Consider the following 17,627-nt stretch of genomic DNA (forward strand, 5'->3'; position numbering starts at 1 on the left):
ATGCATCGCCGGCCGGCGCTCCGGACGCCTCTCGGCCGTCGCGAGCGTGTTCATCGCTGCTCGTCGCCGTGATCACGGGCGGGTCGCTCCTGGGGTGCGGCCGCGGAGGACCGGCCTCCTTTCCCACCGCCGCCGAGCTCTCTGACGAGCGCCGCCGCCCCGACGGCGTGGCGCTCGATCCGGCGAGCACCCCGCCGCCACCGACGAACCAGGCAGACGTCGAGGACAGCGTCGTGACCCTCCGGACGCCGCTCGGCATCGGTGCCGCGCTGGACGTCGTGGACGAGTTCTTCCGGCGGGTGGTCGCCGAGGACGGCGAAGCCTTGAGCGAGCTGCTGACGCGCGATGCCCTCGCGATCCACACCGGCTCAGGCGGATCGGGGCAGCCGCCGAGCGCCGGGCTCTGGTGGGAGCAGCGGTTCCGGCGACTCGAGTACGGAAAGCTCGCCGGAGAGCCGGTCTATCGGGAGTCGGATCTCCAGATCTTCCGGGCCGAGGACGCGCTCGCGGCGCCGCACCACCCCGCGATCCAGCTCGAGACGCTCGATGACCAGGACGTCGTGATCCGCGTGCCGATCGCGACCGCGCGGGTCGCCACGGATCGCCTGCTCGGCGACGAGATCGTCGTCTGGCTGCGCCGCGACGGCCCGCGATTCAGGATCTATCGGCTGCTCGAGGACTTCCAGTTACAGTAGGCTTTGCGCTTGTGCCATATCTCCGACAAGATCGGGGCTCGATGAGCCGCCTCAAGATCGCGTTCGTGGGCTCCGGGGGAGCGGCGCGAGGCCTTGCGCACCTCGGCGTGCTGAAGGCTTGCGAGGAGCTGGGCATCCATCCAGAGATCTACGTGGGCGCGGGGGCAGGCGCGCTGGTCAGCGCGACGTACGGGCAAGACATCCCGCTCGATGTGCTGCTCGACGCTTACCGCCTCCCCTGGAGACGACGTCACCGCGGGCCTCGCCTCCACGTGTCGAGCTTCTTCGGAGCTCCCGCCCTGCGCGATCTGCTCGACCCGGGATACCTCTGCTCGGGGGTGTTCTCGATCGACAAGCTCGAGCGCTACGTGCGCCGGACGCTGCCGATCAACGACTTCCGGCAGCTACCGCACGCCGTCTACGTGACGGCGGTGGACGTGGACAGCGCCAAGCGCGTCGTGTTCGGCCCCGGCTACGACGAGGCCACGCCGATCAGCCAGGCGGTGGCCGCCAGCTGCTGCGTGCCCGGCCTGTTCCGGCCCTACCGCATCAACGGCCGCTATCACCTGAGCGGCGAGGTGATCCGGACGCTCTCCGCCGACGTGGCCGTGAATGCCGGCGCGAACATCGTGATCATCTCCAACATCTACCGTCCCGAGGAGCGCGACGAGTCGCAGCGCTCGATCGCGAGGAGCGGCGCGCCCAGCGTCGTCCGGCAGTCGCTCAGCATCCTTCTGGCCGAGAAGGAGCGCCGCGGCGTCGAGCTCCTCTCCAAGCTCTACCCGAACGTCACCTTCCTGGACGTGGCGCCCGCGATCGGCCGGTACAGCTACATGAACCGGTTCGCCGCCAAGCCGCTCGTCCTGCGCGGCTACCGCACCGCGCTCCGCATACTCGCCGCCGCGAAGGAGAAGGGCGTCTTCGATGCCCCCTCCTCCAAGAGCGCGCTGAACTAGAGCGGCGACCGACCGCTACATCCCCGCGACGATGCGGTACCCGTCCTGGTACTCCACCAGCTCCAGCCGGTTGTCGTCGACCTTGCGGCGCCACTCTTCGCCCTTGCCCCCCGGGATGCGGTAGCTCGCGCTGAAGGTGTAGTCGACGTAGATGACGTCATCGCCCTTGAGGACGCGCCGGTAGCGGATCTCGTAGCGGATGGCGCGAGCGTCCTGGAACTTGCCGGCGAGGTACGCGCGCAGGCCAGCGTAATCGAGGTCGTCCGCCGCATCGATGTTGCCGCCGTCCTCATAGTACTTGGGCGACGCGAGCTTGAGCAGCTCGCCCACGTTCTTGCTCTCCACCGCGTTGCGATACTTCTCGCAGAACGAGATGATCTTGCGGTTGTCGTCGTTGTCCTCCACGTCTGTGTTCGGGATGTAGTGGGTCGCGCACCCGGCGAGGACGGCCGAAGCAACGACGAGGAGCGAAGCGACAGCTTTTGTTTGGCGGCAGAACATACGCGGGCAGGACAACGCTCGGGGGAAGCAGCTGATTCCAGCTGGGAACCTTGCCAGATCGAGGCGCGGATCGGCAAGCGAAGCGATCACGACCACCAAGGATGACGGGGACGGGCAGCCGCTACGCGTGCTCCTCGAGCCAGCGGAGCAGGGCGAGGTGGCCAACCGGACCCTCATGGTCGACAGGCAGGTCCGGATCGACCTTGCGCAGGCGCACTTCGTCGCCGGGATCCGCCTGCAGGAGGAGCGCGACCGCGCCGCTGGCGAGCGCGCGGTGCTGGGCGCCGGTGAGGCCGAGCAGCTCGCGCGCGACCGGCCCTGCGTCGTCGGCCGCGAGGACGACCATGCGGTCGGCGTCCGAGGACGCGACGAGCTCGGCCGCGGCACGGAGCGCCTCCAGCGCGCCGCCGAGCCCGGCGCCGACCGCGAAGCTCGGTCCGGTGAGCTGGTACGCGATGGCGCACTCGCCCGCGATCGCGTTCGGCGACGTCGCAGGGAAGAGGCGCGGCTCGACGAAGCGGGCTCCGCGGGCGCGGCGGCGGGCGTCGTACACATCGTTGGTGTCGATCGTGGCGAGCGCGTGGCCCGCGACGATGCCAGCCCCCCGCAAGCGATCGGCGCCGACGATGGCGGCGAGGGCTGCCACCGCGGTCAGCCCGAGCCGGCAGAGCGCGTCGAGGCGCGCGAGGCGGTCGCGCGCGATGCCGGTCGCCTCGGCGAGGCGCCCGAGATCGGAGCCCGTCACGTGCGCGTGCGCGCGGAGAACCACGGCGCGCGGGCGCCGCGGGCGGCGCCCGCTGGCGGAGGACGTGAGCAAGAGGGCAGCGTTGGCGCCGCCGAACGCTGCCGAGAGCTTGAGCGCCGAAGAGAGCGGGCGGGGCTCGGCGCGCTCGAGCAGGTGAGCCGGCGCGTCGGGGTCGAGCTCGCCTTCTGAGGCCGCCGGTGGAGCGATGGACGCCTGGAGGGCGGCTGCTGCGGCGAGCGCCTCGAGCACGCCCGCGGCCCCGAGCGTGTGCCCTATCTGAGCCTTGAACGGGTGGACCACCGGCGGAGGCGCATCCGCGCCCGGCAGCGCGTCCGAGCCCTCCACGGCGCCGCGCGGCGAGAGCAGCGCGGCGATCGCGCGCGACTCCATCGCGTCGTTGTAAGGCGTCGCCGTGGCGTGGGCGCTGATCAGACCGACGCGCGAGGCAGGCCACCCGGCGTCGGCGAGCGCCGCCGCGCCGGCGCGCGCGAGCCCCGAGCCGGTTCGATCCGGGGCGGTGATGTGCACAGCGTCCGTGGACGCGCCGAAGCCGGCGACGCGGGCGAACACCGGGGCGCCGCGGAGACGGTCCTCGCGGACGAGGGCGACGACGGCGGCGCCCTCGCCGAGCGCCATGCCGTCACGGCCGACCCGAAACGGGCGCGACCTGGACGCCGTCGTCGCGCGGAGCGCCTCGAAGCCGGCGGCGACGAAGATGCTGAGGGCGTCGTAGCCACCGGCGAGCACGAGATCGCAGGCGTCGCGATCGAGCCAGCGGAGACCGAGGCCGATCGCCAGGGTGCTCGCCGCGCACGCCGCGAGCAGGTGCGTGCGCAGCGGGGTCCGCTCGAGCCCGAACGCCGCGAGCGCGTCGTTGAACGGCGCGAAATACGTCGCGCGCGAGGCCAGCGCGGCGAGCGATCCGGCGTCGGCGCCCTCGGCGCGGGCGGCGAAGAACCGCTCCGCGGTGAGCATTCCGCCGCTGGAGGTGCCGAGGGCGATGCCGATGCGCTCGCCACGAAAGCCCGGACGCACGCCCTCCAGCGCCGCGAGGGTCTGTGAGAGCGCCGCCTTCAGCAGGTCCGTGGCGCGATCAGCGCCTGGAGCGACGCCGAGCTCCGCCGGCGCGCGCGCGGCGAAGGGCCGCAGCAGGCCGGCGCGAGCCAGCTCCGCGTCGCGCGCGATCGCGACAGGCGCAGGCTCGCCAGCCCGAGGGACGCGGTAGGCGAGAGGGCCGAGGCCGAGCGCCGAGACAGCGCCCGAGGCGATGACGCAGGCGTCGCTCATGAGCCGCCCCCCGGCCGGAGCGCGTCGGGATCGACGAACGCGCGCGGATCCGGCGCGCGATCCCGCTCCTCGGCCTCGCAGATCACCGTGATGAGCAGCCCGGTCGAGGCCTGCGCGTAACGGACGTTGCCGCAGCCCATGCCCTCGGCGATCACGACCTCCTCGTCGAGCCGGCGCCGGCGGGCGCCCTCCGCCGTCGACCACGTGGTGCGGCGCGCGCCAATCACGCCTCGGTCGTTGACCCGCAGATCGATCACGGCGTCGCCGTCGCGCAGGACGAAGGAATCCGTGCTCTCGGCGCGCGAGTACCAGAGCAGCGTCCCCGCCGCCGGGTGGAGCATCCACCAGCGCAGGAAATCTACCGGCAGACCGCGGAGTGCGGTCCGTGGCGTCGAGGCGTCGCCGCGCCTCAGCAGATCGAGCGCGGGAACGGCGAAACGGAAGCGATCGCCGCGGGCCCACAGGTCGAGCGCGGTGGTGCCGCCCGGGCCGAGGAGGATCATCCGCAGCGCGCCCTCGGGCTCGAGGATGTCGCCCCCCGCCGCGCGTGCGCGCCCTTCGATCGCCGGCGGGGCGACCGCGATCGCGCCGCGCGCCTCGAGCACGTGGCCTGTGCGCGGCTCCCGCAATGCCAGGCGGACGCGGAGCGTGCGCGGGCCAGCCCCCTCGACCTCGCGGCGGAGGCCTGCGAGGCGCTCGCGCCCCGCTCGCCACGCGGAGGGGTCGAGCCGCGCGGCGGACGTGCCCGCCGATGGGCCAGGCAGGAGGCGCGCTAGCTCGGCGTCGAGCGCGCCGCCGCGCCGCGGGGCGCTCGCGGCGCAGGCGGGGAGGCTCGCGAGCAAGAGCAGGAGGCGCCCGGCGCTGACGAGGCGCCGCGCACGACGGCGGGGAGCGGGCGGCGACGTCGTCACGCGTCGCCGGGAGCGACCAGCAGGATGGCGTACCCCCGGTCGGGTGCGCCGCCCACGACGAGCACGCTCGCGAGGTCGCGGCTGGAGAGCGCCGCGACCGCCGCAGCAGCGGCGAACCCGCCGGCGCCCTCGTGATCACCTGAGCGCGACGCGAGCGTGGAGCGCCGCACCTCGGCCCACGGTGAGCCCTGCAGGCAGGCGACGAGGCGCTCCTCCTCCCGTCCGACGAACACGGCGGCTGGCGACGGGACGGTGGCCTGCGCTCGCAGGGCGACCTCTCCCGGAGCGCCGAGGCGCGCCGGCGCTGGCGCTCCCGCGAGCATCCCCACGCCGTCACCCCGCCAGGAGTTCCACCAGGACACCATCGCCACCGGGCGCGCCCCTCGCTCACGAACACGCGCGGCGCTCTCGAAGAGCAGCACGGCAGCGCCCTCGCTGCGGACACCGCTGCTGACGACCTGCGAGCAGATCGGACCGAGGCACCGCTCGATCATCGGGCTCGTCTCCTCGACGCTGCCCGCGGCGAGCGCCTCCCCCTCCCCGGCCGTGATGAGCTCGATGGCCGTGACCATGGCCGCCTCCGCGGTGGCTCCGAGATCGGCCATCGCGAACACCGGGCCACGGAGGCCCAGGTAGATGGAGGCATGCCCGACCGGCGACGAGGGGACCAGGTTCGGAAAATCGGCGGGGCTCGCGTACTTCGCGCCCTTGTCGTAGATGCGCCGCATGTAGGCGGTCGAGGCGTCGACGCTGCCAAAGGACGCGCCGACGATGGCGCCGGGCAGGGTGCGGCTCGGCGCGACGTCGGCCGCTGGATCGCCCGCGCCGGCCTCGGCCTGGACGGCACCACCGAGCCCGGCCTCCGAGAGGGCCGTGAGGATCGCGGCCGTCGTCAGCCGGCCAGCGCGGTCGAGCCGCCTCGCCCGCGCGAGATCGAGGTGCGCGGCCGCGTTGAAGGGGATGGCCCCTTCCGCTGGCGGAGGGCCAGGCTCGAGATAGGCGGCGCCGCCGCGGGACGCGAGGACGCCGAGCGGGCCGATCGTCGCGGCCGCCGTCACGACGACCGAGCGCCGCCGGGGCGCGCTGCCGGCGTCGACCGGCGGTGGAAAACGGCCTGGCTGCGCGAGCACGAGCACGCTGTCCGTGCCGCCGAAGCCGAAGGAGTTCGACATCGCCGACCGGATCGGCGCCTCGCGCGCCTCCTTCAGGTGCACGAGCTGGCAGTCCGGATCGACCTCTTCGAGGCCGCCGGTCGGGGGCATCACGCCGCGCGCGATGGCGAGGGCGGTGATCGCGGCCTCGACCGCGCCCGCTGCGCCGAGCGTGTGCCCGATCTGCCCCTTCGATGAGGAGACGGCGATGCGGTTCACCTCGGGGCCGAGGCAGGCGCGCAGGGCGGCGCTCTCCATGACGTCGTTCAGCGGCGTCGCGGTGCCGTGCGCGTTGACGTAATCGAGATCCGAGGGCGTGAGCGCCGCGCACCGGAGAGCGTCGCGCATGACGCGCGCGGCGGTGCGCCCCTCGCGCTCGGGGTTGGTGATGTGATGGGCCTCGGCGCCGGTCGCCCATCCGCGGAGCTCGACGATCGGCTCCGCCCCGCGCGCGCGCGCGGCGTCTTCGGACTCGAGGAGCAGGAACGCCGCCGCTTCGCCGAGGTTCAGACCGGCGCGCCGCCGATCGAACGGGCGGCACGGCTCCGGATCGACGGCCGCGAGCGCGCCGAAGCCGGTGTACGTCAGCCGGCACAGGCCGTCGGCGCCCCCCGCGAGCACGCGGGTGGAGAGGCCGGCGCGGAGCCAGGCCGCGCCCAGCAACACGGCGTTCGCGCCGCTCGAGCAGGCGCTGCAGACGCTCCTTACCCGACGGAACGGACCGACGGCGGCGCGGACGTGGTCGGCCGTCGAAGAGAGGGGATGCGAGAGCATCCGCTTCAGGGGGGCGATCGCGCTGGGGTCGTGCGACAGCCAGGCGAGCAAGTCCTCCGTCTCGAACATCCCGGCGGTCGTCCCGCCGACCACCAGGTCGACTGGGACGGCCCTCGGGTCGATGCCCGCGTGTCCGAGCGCCTCGCGGGCCGAGAGCACGGCCATCGCGTCGGTTCGAGACCACCCTTCCGCCTCGCCCGGCGGCGCGACCTCCTCGGGGGAGAGGTCGCGGACCTCCGCGGCGATGCGCCCGCGCGTCCCGGGGATCTCGAACAAGGAGAGCGGCGCGAAGGCCCGTTCTCCTGCGATGAGCCGGTCCATCGTCTCGCTCGCCCCGCGCGCCAGGGGCGAGACGACCCCGATGCCCGTCACCCAGATGCGCACGCCCGAACGGCTCTCTGCGGCGCGTTCACGCCGCCGCGGTCGACTTGACGATGTGGGCCACGAGCGCGTCCACCGATGCGAAGATCGGCCTCGCTTCGTCGCCCTCCGGGATGCGGACGCCGAAGCGCTCCTCCACGCTCATGGCGAGCTGGAGCGCGTCCAGCGAATCGAGGCCCAGCCCCGCGCCGAACAGCGGCGCGGCGTCGTCGATGTCGGCCGGCGTCTTCCCCTCGAGGTTCAGCTCCTCGACCATGAGTTCTTTTAATTTCTGCCGCACGTCCTGCGCGTTCATGAGCACGTCCCAGCGGGGTAGCACAATTCCGCGCCTTTCCACCAGGGGGCAGCGCTTTTTCTGACGGTTTGGTAAAGAGCGCCCATGGCCCTCGTCGACTACGCCACCTCTGCAGGCGTCGCGCTGCTCACGCTCAATGATCCGCCCGTCAACGGCTACACCCACGAGATGATGAAGGACCTCGACGCGGCCATCCTCGAGGCCCGCTTCGACAACGATGTCCATGTCATCGTCATCACCGGGCACGGCGAAAAGTTCTTCTGCGCAGGAGCGAACATCAACATGCTCCGCGAGTCGGATCCGACGTTCAAATACTACTTCTGTCTCCACGCGAACGAGACGTTGAGCCGCCTAGAGCACACGCCGAAGCTCTGCATCGCCGCGCTGAACGGCCACACGGTAGGCGGTGGTCTCGAGATCGCGATGGCCTGTGACCTCCGCATCGCCCGCAAAGGCGCCGGCAAGGTCGGCCTCCCCGAGGTCACGCTGGGCGTCCTTCCAGGCACCGGAGGCACCCAGCGCCTGGCCAGGCTCATCGGCAAGTCACGGGCGATCCAGCTGATGTGCGAGGGGCAGACGTTCGATTTCGAGACAGCGCTCGCGGTTGGCCTGATCAATGATGTCTGGGAGACGACCTCCCATGACGAGTTCATGGACCGGATCCTCGCGTACAGCCACACGTTCACGCTGCCGGACCGCGCGGCGCTGGCGGTCGGGCGCATCAAGCGCGCCGTTCAGACGGGCTTCGAGGTAGGGCTCGAACAGGGGCTCGCCCTCGAACGAGAGCTCCAGGCCGAGCTGTTCACGTCGGAGGACGCCAGCGAGGGGCTCGCTGCCTACATGGAGAAGCGGAAGCCGGTGTTCCAAGGCAAATGAGCGCACGCCGCGGCCAATGCGCGCACGCCGCACGTCGAGCAATGCGCTGCCTCGCCCTTCTTCTCCGTGGGCAGCCGGATCGGGTTGACGCCGCCTCGAATGTAATAAAAATTACTTATTGCTGGTAACCTCGGAGGGTTGGGCGATTTTCAAATCAGAGGGGGCTGCTGCACGTAAGTTCAGGCATGCAACAGCTTGTTGAGCATGGGCCCGTTCTGGAGCGGCCCAGCTTCGAGACCGTGTACACCGTCGGGCTGTCATTCCTCCGACAAGCGCTCCGCTGGCTCGGGGTGGCAGAGCGCGACGTCGACGACGTCCTCCAAGACGTCATGATCGCTGCGTATCACGCGCTGGATCGCTTCGATCCGAGGCGCTGCTCAGACGAGGCGCGCACCCGACATCCCCCCTGCGGCCACGCCTCAAGCCTGGAACGCGGGGCGCCACAAACGGCGAGCCCGCTCGGGGAGCCCCTCAGGCGCTGGCTGTTCGGCATCGCCTGGCGACAGGTCGGCCACTATCGCGAGCGCGCCCACCGCCGCCGAGAGATCGCGGTCGGCGCCGGGGCGAGCTGGCCGTTCGAGCCCGCCGACCCCGGCTTGACCTCGGAACAGCTGCTCGCACGCGAGCAAAGCGGCCAGCTCGTCGGCAGGCTGCTCGGCGGGATCGACGCCGAGCGACGCGTGGTCTTGATCATGCACGATCTGCTCGATGTGACGACCGCCGACATCGCGCGCGACCTGGACGTGAAGGAGAACACGGTACGCAACCGCCTCCGGCTGGCCCGCGAAGACTTCCGGGTGGCGGTGAAGCGCATGAACGCCGAGGACCGACGCGCACTCCACGATCCGCTGAGCCTCCAGGTCGCCGAGCGCTCCCGCGGGGCGGACGAAGAGTCGCTCATGAGCACCGCCAGGCTCATCCCCGAGGTGCCGGACGCTACCCGGCGCAGGATCTGGCTCGCCGTCATGCGCGCGATCGCCGAGGCGCACGCTGCGGGCCCGAGCGCCAAGGCTTGCGCCGCGCCAGCTCCGTAGGCCACCGCCGCACGCACCGAAAGGACGCCAGCGCAGCCGAGGGGCCCGGGGTCGGCCGCTCTCAGCGCTCCAGCATCCTGCCGTAGTGCTCGGCGAGCGCCGTCCCTCCCAGGCGGGAGAAGAAGGAGGAATAGCATATCCAGATCGCCAGCCCGTTCATGTCGTCGAAGATCGGCGGGAGATACGGAGGCGGGCGGATGATCCCGTCGGTCACGTGCGCGTGGAGGACAGGGACGTCCTCGTGCGCGACCTTCCCCACGAACAAGAATGGAATCAGCATCGCCCGATCGTGCTGAATGGCCGCGCGCATGAAGGCGTAGTTGAGGACGATCCCCTTGCAGTAGCAGGCGTCCTTCGTGAACGGCGCCCCTCCCGCAAGCACGCCGCCGCGGAAGACGCGCCTGGCATTCTGGAAGCACTCGTCTTCCTCGTAACCTTCGGTGCGGTACCACTCGAACACGTCGAGGAACGACGCCCCGTCCTCCGCCTTGTCCACCGCGAGGATGCGGTCGTTCAGCTTCTTCGCGCGACGCGGAGTGCTCCTGAAGGTGAGGATCTCCAACAGAACGGCGAGCCCTTCCTGCACCGCCGTGGTGCGCGGAGGCCCCTTCGCGAGCCAGCGCGCCACCGGCTGAGCTTGCCCGTTCAAGCTGGTCGCCACGTGCACCCACCCCTCGTGCGCCTCGAGGATGTCGACATCGCTCTTGGAGAACATCGCGCCGCTCCGGATCTTCACGTAGTCGCTGCCGGCGGCGGCGTCCGCGAGGAGCGAGTCGTCCACCTGCACGCGGATCGACGCGCCGCCGAAGAAGCGGTCGAAGCGGGCGTTCAGATCGAGCGCCGCCATCTCCGCCGTGATCTCCCGCTGCTGCGACGGGCCGAGCCGCTCACCGCCGATCGCCGTCAGGAGGTCGTAGAGCACGAACCCCATGTCCCGCACGCTCGTCTTTCCGTCTGGCAGCTTGTCCTTCGGGGATCCGTAGAGCTCGCGGGACAGGGCGTAGAACGCCTTCGTTCCCCGTCCGATGAGCATGCTCACGACCTTCCGGTACTCGTCCGCCGTCGCGCGGAGGATCTGCCCGAGCCGATCGCGCTTGCCGAGCTCCCGCTCGGCGTCGCGCAGGATCTCCTCGAGCTCGCGCTGCTTGGCCTCCGGGTCGAACCCCAGATCGTCCGAGTAGGCGACCTGCGGCAGCTCGCGCTGCTTCGAGCGGACAAATTGCTCTTCGACGTCCGCCTCCCAGCGGAGCGCCTGGAGGATGCGGATCGGCCGCTGCGCATCGAGCACGCGCTGGGCCAGCGTCGCGAGGATCTCCTTGTAGGAACGCCACGGCCCCGCGACCGGCGGGAGCGGCGCGTGCGGGATCGGTCCGTCGTGCAAGCTCAGGGACTCGAGCGGCGCCGACGGCGCTTCGCCGCTCTCCGCGCCGCCTTGCCCAGGGCCGCCCTGGCCGCCGGTCGCGGCCGCTCCCGCGCCGTCCTCCGCCGCGCCAGCGCTGCCGCTGCTCGGCTCGTCCGCCGGCTGGCTCACCTCGAGCTCGCGCTGCGCCTCCACGTCCGCCGCGTGCGCCCCTCTCCTCTCCCGGGCCTCAGAGCTCTGCGCCATTGCGATCGAGTGCTAACACCGGCTCACCTGTCCGAGCAAACCTCCACGGGCCAGGACAAGCGCCGCGGGGAGAGCCGGCTTCGCCGGGTCCTTGTCGGCATCGCGGCCTCGGGGTACGAGCCCTGCCCGTATGAGCGATCCCGAGCACAGGAATGACGCCGAGACGACCGCCGATGAGGAATCGACCGCCCTCTCGGATGCCGCGCTCCTCGAGCGCACAGCGGAGGGGGCCAGGCGGCTCCGCTCGGCGATCGCGGCGGCGGTTGTAGGGCAGGACGAGGTCGTCGAGGCCATGCTGATCACGCTCGCCGCGCGCGGGCATGCGCTGCTCGTCGGCGTCCCGGGGCTCGCCAAGACCCTGCTCGTGTCGTCGCTCGCGAGGGCGCTCGACCTCAGCTTCGGGCGCGTCCAGTTCACGCCTGACCTGCTGCCCGCCGACATCACGGGGACCGACGTGCTGCACGAGCAGCACGGGTCGCGGAGCCTGCGCTTCCAGCCCGGCCCCATCTTCCACAACCTCGTCCTCGCGGACGAGGTGAACCGGACGCCCCCGAAGACGCAGGCCGCCCTGCTCGAGGCGATGCAGGAGCGCAAGGTGACCGTCGGGACCACCACGCACGCCCTCCCCGACCCGTTCCAGGTGTTCGCGACGCGAAACCCGATCGAGCAGGAAGGGACCTACCCGCTGCCAGAGGCGCAGCTCGACCGCTTCTTGCTGGAGATTCACGTCACCTACCCGAGCGAGGCCGAGGAGCGCGAGGTGGCGCGACGGACGACCTCGGGGAAGCCGCCGGCGATCGCGGCGGTGCTCAAGGCGAGAGAGGTGCTGGCGATCGGGCGCCTCGTCCCGAGGATCCCGGTGACCGACGAGGCCGTGGACCTCGCGGTGCGCCTCGCCAGGGCGACGCGGCCGGGGGCGGAGCGCGCAGCGCAGGAGGTCCGGGACTACGTGCGCTACGGCGCGGGGCCGCGCGGGAGCCAGGCGCTGGTGATCGCCGCCAAGGCGCGCGCTGCGCTCCGCGGCGAAGCAGCCGCGGACGTGGACGACGTGAGGGCGCTGCTGATCCCGGCGCTGCGGCACCGGATCGTGCTGTCGTACCGCGCCGAGGCGGACGGCGTCCGCGACGTCGACGTGCTGAGCGCCGTGGAGAGATCGGTGCGCTGAGCGGCGCCGCGGCGCGGACGCCCATCACCGGGCGCGAGGCGCCTGTTGCTGCGCTTCCTTCACCGGCGTGACCGCCTTCATGGCCTTCAGATCCAGCGCGAAGCGCAGCGTCCCCGGCCCGCGCCCGTCCCAGCTCACCGCGACGACGCCGCTCTTCTTCAGGCTCAGGCCAGCCCAGCCGCCGTCGCCGAGCAGCGACGTCACAAGCGCCGACAACGAAGGCTCGTGCCCCACCAGCGCCAGCGGCTGAGCCCCCTGGTGCTGCGAGAGCAAGCGGAGGATCTCGGCCGTGTCGCGCGAGGGAGAGAGCTCGGCCACGACCGACACCTCGTCGGTCAGCCCGGCGGCATCGGCGATGATCTCCGCGGTCTGCACCGCGCGCACGAGGGGGCTCGTCCAGATCATCCCAGGACAGCGGTCCTTCTGCTTCGCGAGCCATTTGGCGACGCGCCGGGTCAGCTTGCGCCCCTTGCCCGTCAACCAGCGACCTGCGTCGCCGAGGTCCGGCGCGTCATCCACGGCATGGCCATGGCGAATGATCAGGATCTCCATGACCTGACCTTAGCTTGGACGAGCGCCAGCCGGGGAGCGCCGTCCGCGCGAAAGGGGCGGCGGCGCCACCTCGAGGCCCCTCAGAACTCGCACTGATGGGTCGCATCGTTGCAGTGCGAGCCCGGCGCCACGAAGGGACAGATGCTCCCGCGGAAGTTCTCGCACGGGAAACCGCACGTGAATGAAGTGTGCGTGTAGCAGATCTGCCCCTCGTCACAATCGGCATCGGAGGCGCATCGGCAGTTGAAATCGTCAGGGAACCCGTTCCCGTTTTCATCAAGGCCGTTGCAGCACTCCGTCACGTAGACGTCGCTCGCGCTGCAGTCCTCGTCCGCGCAGTCCAGCGCGCCGTCGCAGTCGTTGTCGATCCCGTCGGTGCACGCGCCGGTCCCGAACTCGGGGCCAGGCGCGGCGCCGTTCGCGCAGCTCCGGCATGAGCCGAAGGTGGCGCAGCCAGGATCACCGCAGTCGACGTAGTGATCGCCGTCGTTGTCGATGTCGTCGTCACAGATCTCGCGCGGGTTCGGGACGATCTCGACGTTGAGCACGAAGGGGCCCTCGTTCGGTCCGCTCGCGGGATCGATCGTGAAGCCGTCGAGGAAGACGAAATAGGTGCCGGGGTACAGGATGCCGAAATCGAGCAGGGAGGCCCGCGACCCGCCGCTGTCGTCGTCGCAGCCGATCTCCCGGCCGGAATTGCAGGCGCCCGTGCGGACGTAGAGCGCCGTGTCGAAGGCCGACCCGCGCGAGTCGACGTGCACGCGCGACGGCGCGGTAAGCACGAAGAAGAAGACCGCCTCGCCGGCGTCGCCGCCGCACTCACCCCGGGTCTCGCTCACGTGCCCGGTGGTGTCCCCCGTGTACGTGCCAGTCCCGGGGATGCGCTTCGGCGACAGGCAGTTGGCCTGCTCGAGCACGCACACGGGGCTGCTCGCGCAGTCCGGGTCCTGGCAGTCGACCAGGGCGTCGCCGTCGTCGTCGACGTCGTTGTTGCACCGCTCCGGCGTCGGCTCGCAGTTCGGCGCGAAGGCGCAGGCGCTGTCCGCGCAGTCGACGCGCTCATCGCAGTTGTTGTCGACGCCGTCGTCGCAGATCTCCGGCACGCAGCGCCGGCAGGCCGGCGCGGAGACGCACTGCGGATCCGCGCAGTCGACGCGCCCGTCGCAGTCGTTGTCGGCGCCGTCCTCGCACCGCTCCGGCGAGCCGGGCGGCTCGCACGCGCAAGGGGAGATGCCGCGGCAGTCGGGATCGCCGCAGTCGACAAGGAGGTCGCAGTCGTCATCCTCGCGGTTGTCGCAGCGCTCGCGCTGGGCGCTGCAGGCGCAGAGCGGCTCGGAGCCGCAGTCGGGGTCGTCGCAGTCGAAGGCGAGATCGCAGTCGTCATCGGCGCCGTTGCCGCACTTCCCGGCCTCCGAGGTGGAGCAGCCGCAGGCCGGCGTCCCCGAGCAGTCCGCGTCGAAGCAGTCGACGATCGTGTCGCAGTCGTCGTCGGCGCCGTTCTGACAGCGCTCGCCGGCGGGGCTCGGGGTACAGCCGCAGATCTCCCCCGCTGCGCAGGCGGGATCGAAGCAGTCGCTCACGCCGTTGCAGTCGTTGTCCGCGGCGTCCGTGCAGATCTCCGGCGCGCCCGGGAAGACGGACGGGTTGAGGTCGTTGCAGTCGCTCCCGCCGCAGAACGTCGGGCCGACGCCGTCCCGATCGTCGTCGCGGGGGCGATGCTCGCAGCGCCCGTCCGCGCAGTCGTCGCTCGTACAGTCGTCGCCGTCGTCACAGTCCGTGGGGCCGCCGCACGCGTCGAAGCCTCCGACGCCCTCGCCTCCGTTCGATGAGGTCGACATGCTGCCGCTCGTCGCGCCACCAAAGCCGCCCCCTCCAGCGCTGGCGTTCGAGAGGTCGGGGAGGCTCGTCCGGCCGCACGCTCCCGCCAGGACGCCGAGCGCCGCCCATGCGCCGAGCGCCATGAGGTACCGTCGAATCCGGGAAGGCCGCGGAAGCGCCCCCTCGACCCACGCTGAAGAGCCCGGCTTCATCTCTCACCCTCTCGCACCGGCCGCACGGTGCCCGCGCTTCGGTCCACTTTACAACCCCGAGTTTCCAGGAAAGCAAGTTCTGATCCGCTGGCGCTGGCCGGTCGGCAAGGCGCTGGTCTGGAGCGCGCTGCCTCGCTCTGCGCGGCCGGCCCGAGCAGCTGCGAGGGCTGCTCACGAGCTGGCCTGCACGCCGAGCCGGCCAGCTCGCGCCACGGGATCAGTTGCGGGTCGGAGCATCCGCGTGTAACGAGGGCCGGTGGGCGCGCAGCTCCAGATCGAGTACGAGCGGCCGCCTCCTGGTCTCCAGCGCGGGCGTTACCCTGCGCCACAATGGGTCATCCTGGGGATCGGCGCCGCGGTGGTGCTCATCGCAGCCGCCGTCCTGATCTGGCGAGCGCGGCGCGCCTTCAGCGCACGCGGGAGAGGCGGACCCCGCTCCTCGAGACGAGGGTGACGGGAAACAGGAAACCAGGCGAGCACTTCAGGGGGAGGAGGAATGATCGACCGCGGTGCGATCGCGGGTTGACACCGAGCGGACCGGACCGGTAGGCACCATAGAGGGATGCGCACCCGGTCGGCCGATGTAGAGAGCCGACCGAGCGCGCGACGAGCCTGCAACAGCCGGGGCCCAGAGACGCGCCCCAGTGAGGCCCTTTGGGTCCTGAAGAACACCGCGCAACCGCGGCCCGTGGATACATGGCACCGATCGAACGTGGCGTTGAGCTTGTGCATCGCGTGATCGCGCAACTGAAGAAGCGCCCTTCCAGCCATACCGCCGAGGGAGCGAGTCAGGCGGCGCTCGATGCGCTCGAGTCGAGGCTGATGGTCGAGCTGCCGCCCACGATGCGGGCGTTCCTCGAGTTCGATTTCAGGCTCGATAGCCTGGGCCCGCGGTTCAAGGGGCGGCATCGCTTCGGCCAGGATCCGTCGGCGCCTCGACCGAAGCTCACCTCGGTTCGCAAGCTGGCCGAGGCGAAGACCGACCTCGGCTGGACCGAATCGCGGCTCCGGGCCAAGGTCGTGAGGCTGCCCAACCTCCCCGGTCAGCCGTGGAACGCGCTCTACCTCGGGGAGGCCAGGCGAGACGGCGAGCTCGTCATCCTCGGCCTCGACAACGAGGACACGAACGTCCGGGTATTCCCGCGCTACACCGCGTTCGACCTGTACCTCGCCGAGCAGTGCGGCCTCATCAAGCTGCGCGAGTCGCAGCGGCTCGAGGACCTCGAGTCGCACGTGGCGCTCAACCCCGAGCTCGGGTCCGCCGAAGAGGACGACGAGGGCGACACGGAGTATTGATCGCGCGGCCGTGACGCCCTCACCCCGGCGCCGCTCGGCCGTGAACGACGTCCGTGACGAACGCGATGGCTGCCGGTGCAGAAGCGCTCCACCTCCGGTTCCGGGTGGACGACGGCGACCCTCGTGACCGGCTCGACAAGCTCGTCGTCCACCTGCTCGACCGCGCCGGCCATGCGGCCTCTCGCGCGGCGGTGCAGCGGTGGATCGCCGCCGGTCGGGTCCTCGTAGATGGGGAGCCCGCGCGCGCGTCGGTGGCGGTGCGCGCAAGCGCGCTGGTCGAGGTCCACCCCGAAGAGCCGTCGCCCTCGCCCACCGCGGCCGATCCCGACGTGGCCATCCCGGTGGTGTACGAGGATGAGCACCTGCTCGTCATCGACAAACCTGCCGGGCTCGTCGTGCATCCGGCCCGCGGCCACGCGTCTGGCACGCTGGTCAACGGGCTGCTCGCCCTGCCCGGGTTCGCCCTGGCGCCCGCCGATCCGCGCGATCCCATGGGCCATGTCCGCCCGGGGATCGTGCACAGGCTCGACCGAGGGACGAGCGGCCTGCTCGTCGTGGCGAAGGACGAGCCCACCCGCGAGGCACTGAAAGATCGGTTCGCCAGGCACGCGATCGAGCGCGAGTACGCCGCGATCGTCGCCGGCGAGGCGCGAGACGCCACCTACGACACGCTCCACGGCCGGCACCCGACCGACAGGCTCCGGTTCACGTCGTGGATCCGCGGCGGCGCCGGCGCCCCCGGCTCCGGAGCCGGCGCGCCCGGTTCACGCGTCGCCATGCCACGCCGCGCCGTGACGCACGTCCGCGTGCTCGAGAGGCTCGGCGACGCCGCGACCGTCGTCGCGTGCTCGCTGGAGACGGGCCGCACCCACCAGATCCGGGTGCACCTCGCCGAGCGCGGCAGGACACCCGTCCTCGGAGACCCCCTCTACGGCAAGCCGCCGAAGAAGCCGGCGGTACGGGCGATCGCGGAGGAGCTGGGCCGGCAAGCCCTCCACGCGCGCGTGCTCGGGTTCATCCACCCCGCCACGCAAAAGCCCGTCCGCTGGGAGAGCGCGCTGCCAGCGGACATGCGCAAGGCGCTCGACCAGCTGCGGGCGCTCGCTACCAGATCTTCGATTTGATGTGGCCCTTGGACTTGATGAGGATGTCGACGAGGGCGCGGTCGTAGAAGTTCTTCTGGTAGAGGTCCGGCGCGACGCGGCTCTTGTAGAGGGCGCGCCCTTCCTCGATCTCTTCGGACAGGACCGTGAAGAGGTCATCCTGCTGGATGCCCTGCACGATCTTCTCCTCGTTGTAGAGCGAGAGATCGCTCGCGATGGCGCGCGCGAGGCGGCGCGCCGCCTCTTCCGTTTCAATCAAGGGCATCCGT

General features: G+C 71.4%; 16 protein-coding genes. 7 read left to right on the forward strand and 9 right to left on the reverse strand.

Features of this window, described 5'->3' with window-relative positions:
- Nucleotides 1–68: 68 nt before the first annotated feature.
- Complete coding sequence (locus tag WME97_RS31945) at nucleotides 69–695, forward strand: hypothetical protein (protein WP_437542957.1); 627 nt, start codon at nucleotides 69–71, stop codon at nucleotides 693–695.
- 41 nt (nucleotides 696–736) lie between these two features.
- Nucleotides 737–1,651 (forward strand): patatin-like phospholipase family protein, encoded by a 915-nt coding sequence (locus WME97_RS31950; protein ID WP_437542959.1) that lies wholly within the window; start codon nucleotides 737–739, stop codon nucleotides 1,649–1,651.
- 15 nt (nucleotides 1,652–1,666) lie between these two features.
- On the opposite strand, the gene WME97_RS31955 is transcribed toward WME97_RS31950, so the two are convergent.
- The 5 genes from WME97_RS31955 to WME97_RS31975 form a co-directional block, all read right to left on the reverse strand.
- Nucleotides 1,667–2,056, reverse strand: coding sequence for a hypothetical protein (locus WME97_RS31955; protein ID WP_437542961.1), 390 nt, complete (start codon nucleotides 2,054–2,056; stop codon nucleotides 1,667–1,669).
- Between the two features lie 217 nt (nucleotides 2,057–2,273).
- A complete protein-coding gene (locus WME97_RS31960; RefSeq protein ID WP_437542963.1) occupies nucleotides 2,274–4,184 on the reverse strand; it encodes a beta-ketoacyl synthase N-terminal-like domain-containing protein in 1,911 nt (636 codons plus the stop codon).
- Nucleotides 4,181–5,095: a hypothetical protein gene (locus tag WME97_RS31965; RefSeq protein WP_437542965.1), complete on the reverse strand. Its 915-nt coding sequence runs from the start codon at nucleotides 5,093–5,095 to the stop codon at nucleotides 4,181–4,183. Before WME97_RS31965 ends, WME97_RS31960 begins: the two co-directional genes overlap by 4 nt.
- Nucleotides 5,092–7,404 carry a beta-ketoacyl synthase N-terminal-like domain-containing protein gene (locus WME97_RS31970; protein ID WP_437542966.1) on the reverse strand — a complete coding sequence of 771 codons (2,313 nt, stop codon included), beginning with the start codon at nucleotides 7,402–7,404 and terminating at the stop codon, nucleotides 5,092–5,094. The genes WME97_RS31965 and WME97_RS31970 overlap by 4 nt, the downstream gene beginning before the upstream one ends.
- A 25-nt stretch (nucleotides 7,405–7,429) precedes the next feature.
- The gene (locus WME97_RS31975; RefSeq protein ID WP_044969499.1) at nucleotides 7,430–7,696 is read right to left on the reverse strand and encodes a phosphopantetheine-binding protein; all 267 of its coding nucleotides are present in this window, start codon (nucleotides 7,694–7,696) and stop codon (nucleotides 7,430–7,432) included.
- Between the two features lie 84 nt (nucleotides 7,697–7,780).
- Here WME97_RS31975 and WME97_RS31980 point away from each other — a divergent pair, with 84 nt between their 5' ends.
- Both WME97_RS31980 and WME97_RS31985 read left to right on the forward strand, forming a co-directional pair.
- Nucleotides 7,781–8,572, forward strand: coding sequence for an enoyl-CoA hydratase/isomerase family protein (locus WME97_RS31980; protein WP_437542967.1), 792 nt, complete (start codon nucleotides 7,781–7,783; stop codon nucleotides 8,570–8,572).
- Between the two features lie 185 nt (nucleotides 8,573–8,757).
- Nucleotides 8,758–9,606 carry an RNA polymerase sigma factor gene (locus WME97_RS31985; RefSeq protein WP_437542969.1) on the forward strand — a complete coding sequence of 283 codons (849 nt, stop codon included), beginning with the start codon at nucleotides 8,758–8,760 and terminating at the stop codon, nucleotides 9,604–9,606.
- A gap of 61 nt (nucleotides 9,607–9,667) precedes the next feature.
- Here the strand turns inward: WME97_RS31985 and WME97_RS31990 are convergent, their stop codons facing one another.
- Nucleotides 9,668–11,212, reverse strand: a complete 1,545-nt coding sequence (locus tag WME97_RS31990; protein WP_437542971.1) for a flavohemoglobin expression-modulating QEGLA motif protein — start codon at nucleotides 11,210–11,212, stop codon at nucleotides 9,668–9,670.
- Between the two features lie 130 nt (nucleotides 11,213–11,342).
- Between WME97_RS31990 and WME97_RS31995 the strand changes: the two genes are divergently transcribed.
- The gene (locus WME97_RS31995) at nucleotides 11,343–12,377 is read left to right on the forward strand and encodes an AAA family ATPase (protein ID WP_272094857.1); all 1,035 of its coding nucleotides are present in this window, start codon (nucleotides 11,343–11,345) and stop codon (nucleotides 12,375–12,377) included.
- Between the two features lie 24 nt (nucleotides 12,378–12,401).
- Here WME97_RS31995 and sixA read toward each other — a convergent pair whose 3' ends face one another.
- Nucleotides 12,402–12,929, reverse strand: coding sequence for a phosphohistidine phosphatase SixA (gene sixA / locus WME97_RS32000; RefSeq protein WP_437542974.1), 528 nt, complete (start codon nucleotides 12,927–12,929; stop codon nucleotides 12,402–12,404).
- 80 nt (nucleotides 12,930–13,009) lie between these two features.
- A complete protein-coding gene (locus tag WME97_RS32005) occupies nucleotides 13,010–14,959 on the reverse strand; it encodes a MopE-related protein (RefSeq protein ID WP_437542976.1) in 1,950 nt (649 codons plus the stop codon).
- Nucleotides 14,960–15,694: 735 nt separating this feature from the next.
- On the opposite strand from WME97_RS32005, the gene WME97_RS32010 reads away from it, so the two are divergent.
- Entirely contained in the window at nucleotides 15,695–16,255 is a 561-nt protein-coding gene (locus tag WME97_RS32010) for an SMI1/KNR4 family protein (protein WP_437542978.1), read from the forward strand.
- A gap of 65 nt (nucleotides 16,256–16,320) precedes the next feature.
- The gene (locus tag WME97_RS32015; protein ID WP_437542980.1) at nucleotides 16,321–17,379 is read left to right on the forward strand and encodes an RluA family pseudouridine synthase; all 1,059 of its coding nucleotides are present in this window, start codon (nucleotides 16,321–16,323) and stop codon (nucleotides 17,377–17,379) included.
- On the opposite strand, the gene WME97_RS32020 is transcribed toward WME97_RS32015, so the two are convergent.
- A complete protein-coding gene (locus tag WME97_RS32020; protein WP_437542982.1) occupies nucleotides 17,360–17,623 on the reverse strand; it encodes a hypothetical protein in 264 nt (87 codons plus the stop codon). The two genes, WME97_RS32015 and WME97_RS32020, sit on opposite strands and share 20 nt — an antisense overlap.
- Nucleotides 17,624–17,627: the final 4 nt, after the last annotated feature.

It is taken from the genome of Sorangium sp. So ce367 (assembly GCF_051520455.1).
Classification (GTDB): Bacteria; Myxococcota_A; Polyangia; order Polyangiales; family Polyangiaceae; genus Sorangium; species Sorangium cellulosum_B.

Bases quoted from the DNA above. Each gene is read 5' to 3' on its own strand.
- WME97_RS31990 (WP_437542971.1), bottom strand. From the start codon at position 11,212: ATGGCGCAGAGCTCTGAGGCCCGGGAGAGGAGAGGGGCGCACGCGGCG.
- WME97_RS31975 (WP_044969499.1), bottom strand. From the start codon at position 7,696: ATGAACGCGCAGGACGTGCGGCAGAAATTAAAAGAACTCATGGTCGAG.
- WME97_RS32005 (WP_437542976.1), bottom strand. From the start codon at position 14,959: ATGAAGCCGGGCTCTTCAGCGTGGGTCGAGGGGGCGCTTCCGCGGCCT.
- WME97_RS32015 (WP_437542980.1), top strand. From the start codon at position 16,321: ATGGCTGCCGGTGCAGAAGCGCTCCACCTCCGGTTCCGGGTGGACGAC.
- sixA (WP_437542974.1), bottom strand. From the start codon at position 12,929: ATGGAGATCCTGATCATTCGCCATGGCCATGCCGTGGATGACGCGCCG.
- WME97_RS31985 (WP_437542969.1), top strand. From the start codon at position 8,758: ATGCAACAGCTTGTTGAGCATGGGCCCGTTCTGGAGCGGCCCAGCTTC.
- WME97_RS31995 (WP_272094857.1), top strand. From the start codon at position 11,343: ATGAGCGATCCCGAGCACAGGAATGACGCCGAGACGACCGCCGATGAG.
- WME97_RS31950 (WP_437542959.1), top strand. From the start codon at position 737: ATGAGCCGCCTCAAGATCGCGTTCGTGGGCTCCGGGGGAGCGGCGCGA.
- WME97_RS31980 (WP_437542967.1), top strand. From the start codon at position 7,781: ATGGCCCTCGTCGACTACGCCACCTCTGCAGGCGTCGCGCTGCTCACG.
- WME97_RS31960 (WP_437542963.1), bottom strand. From the start codon at position 4,184: ATGAGCGACGCCTGCGTCATCGCCTCGGGCGCTGTCTCGGCGCTCGGC.
- WME97_RS32020 (WP_437542982.1), bottom strand. From the start codon at position 17,623: ATGCCCTTGATTGAAACGGAAGAGGCGGCGCGCCGCCTCGCGCGCGCC.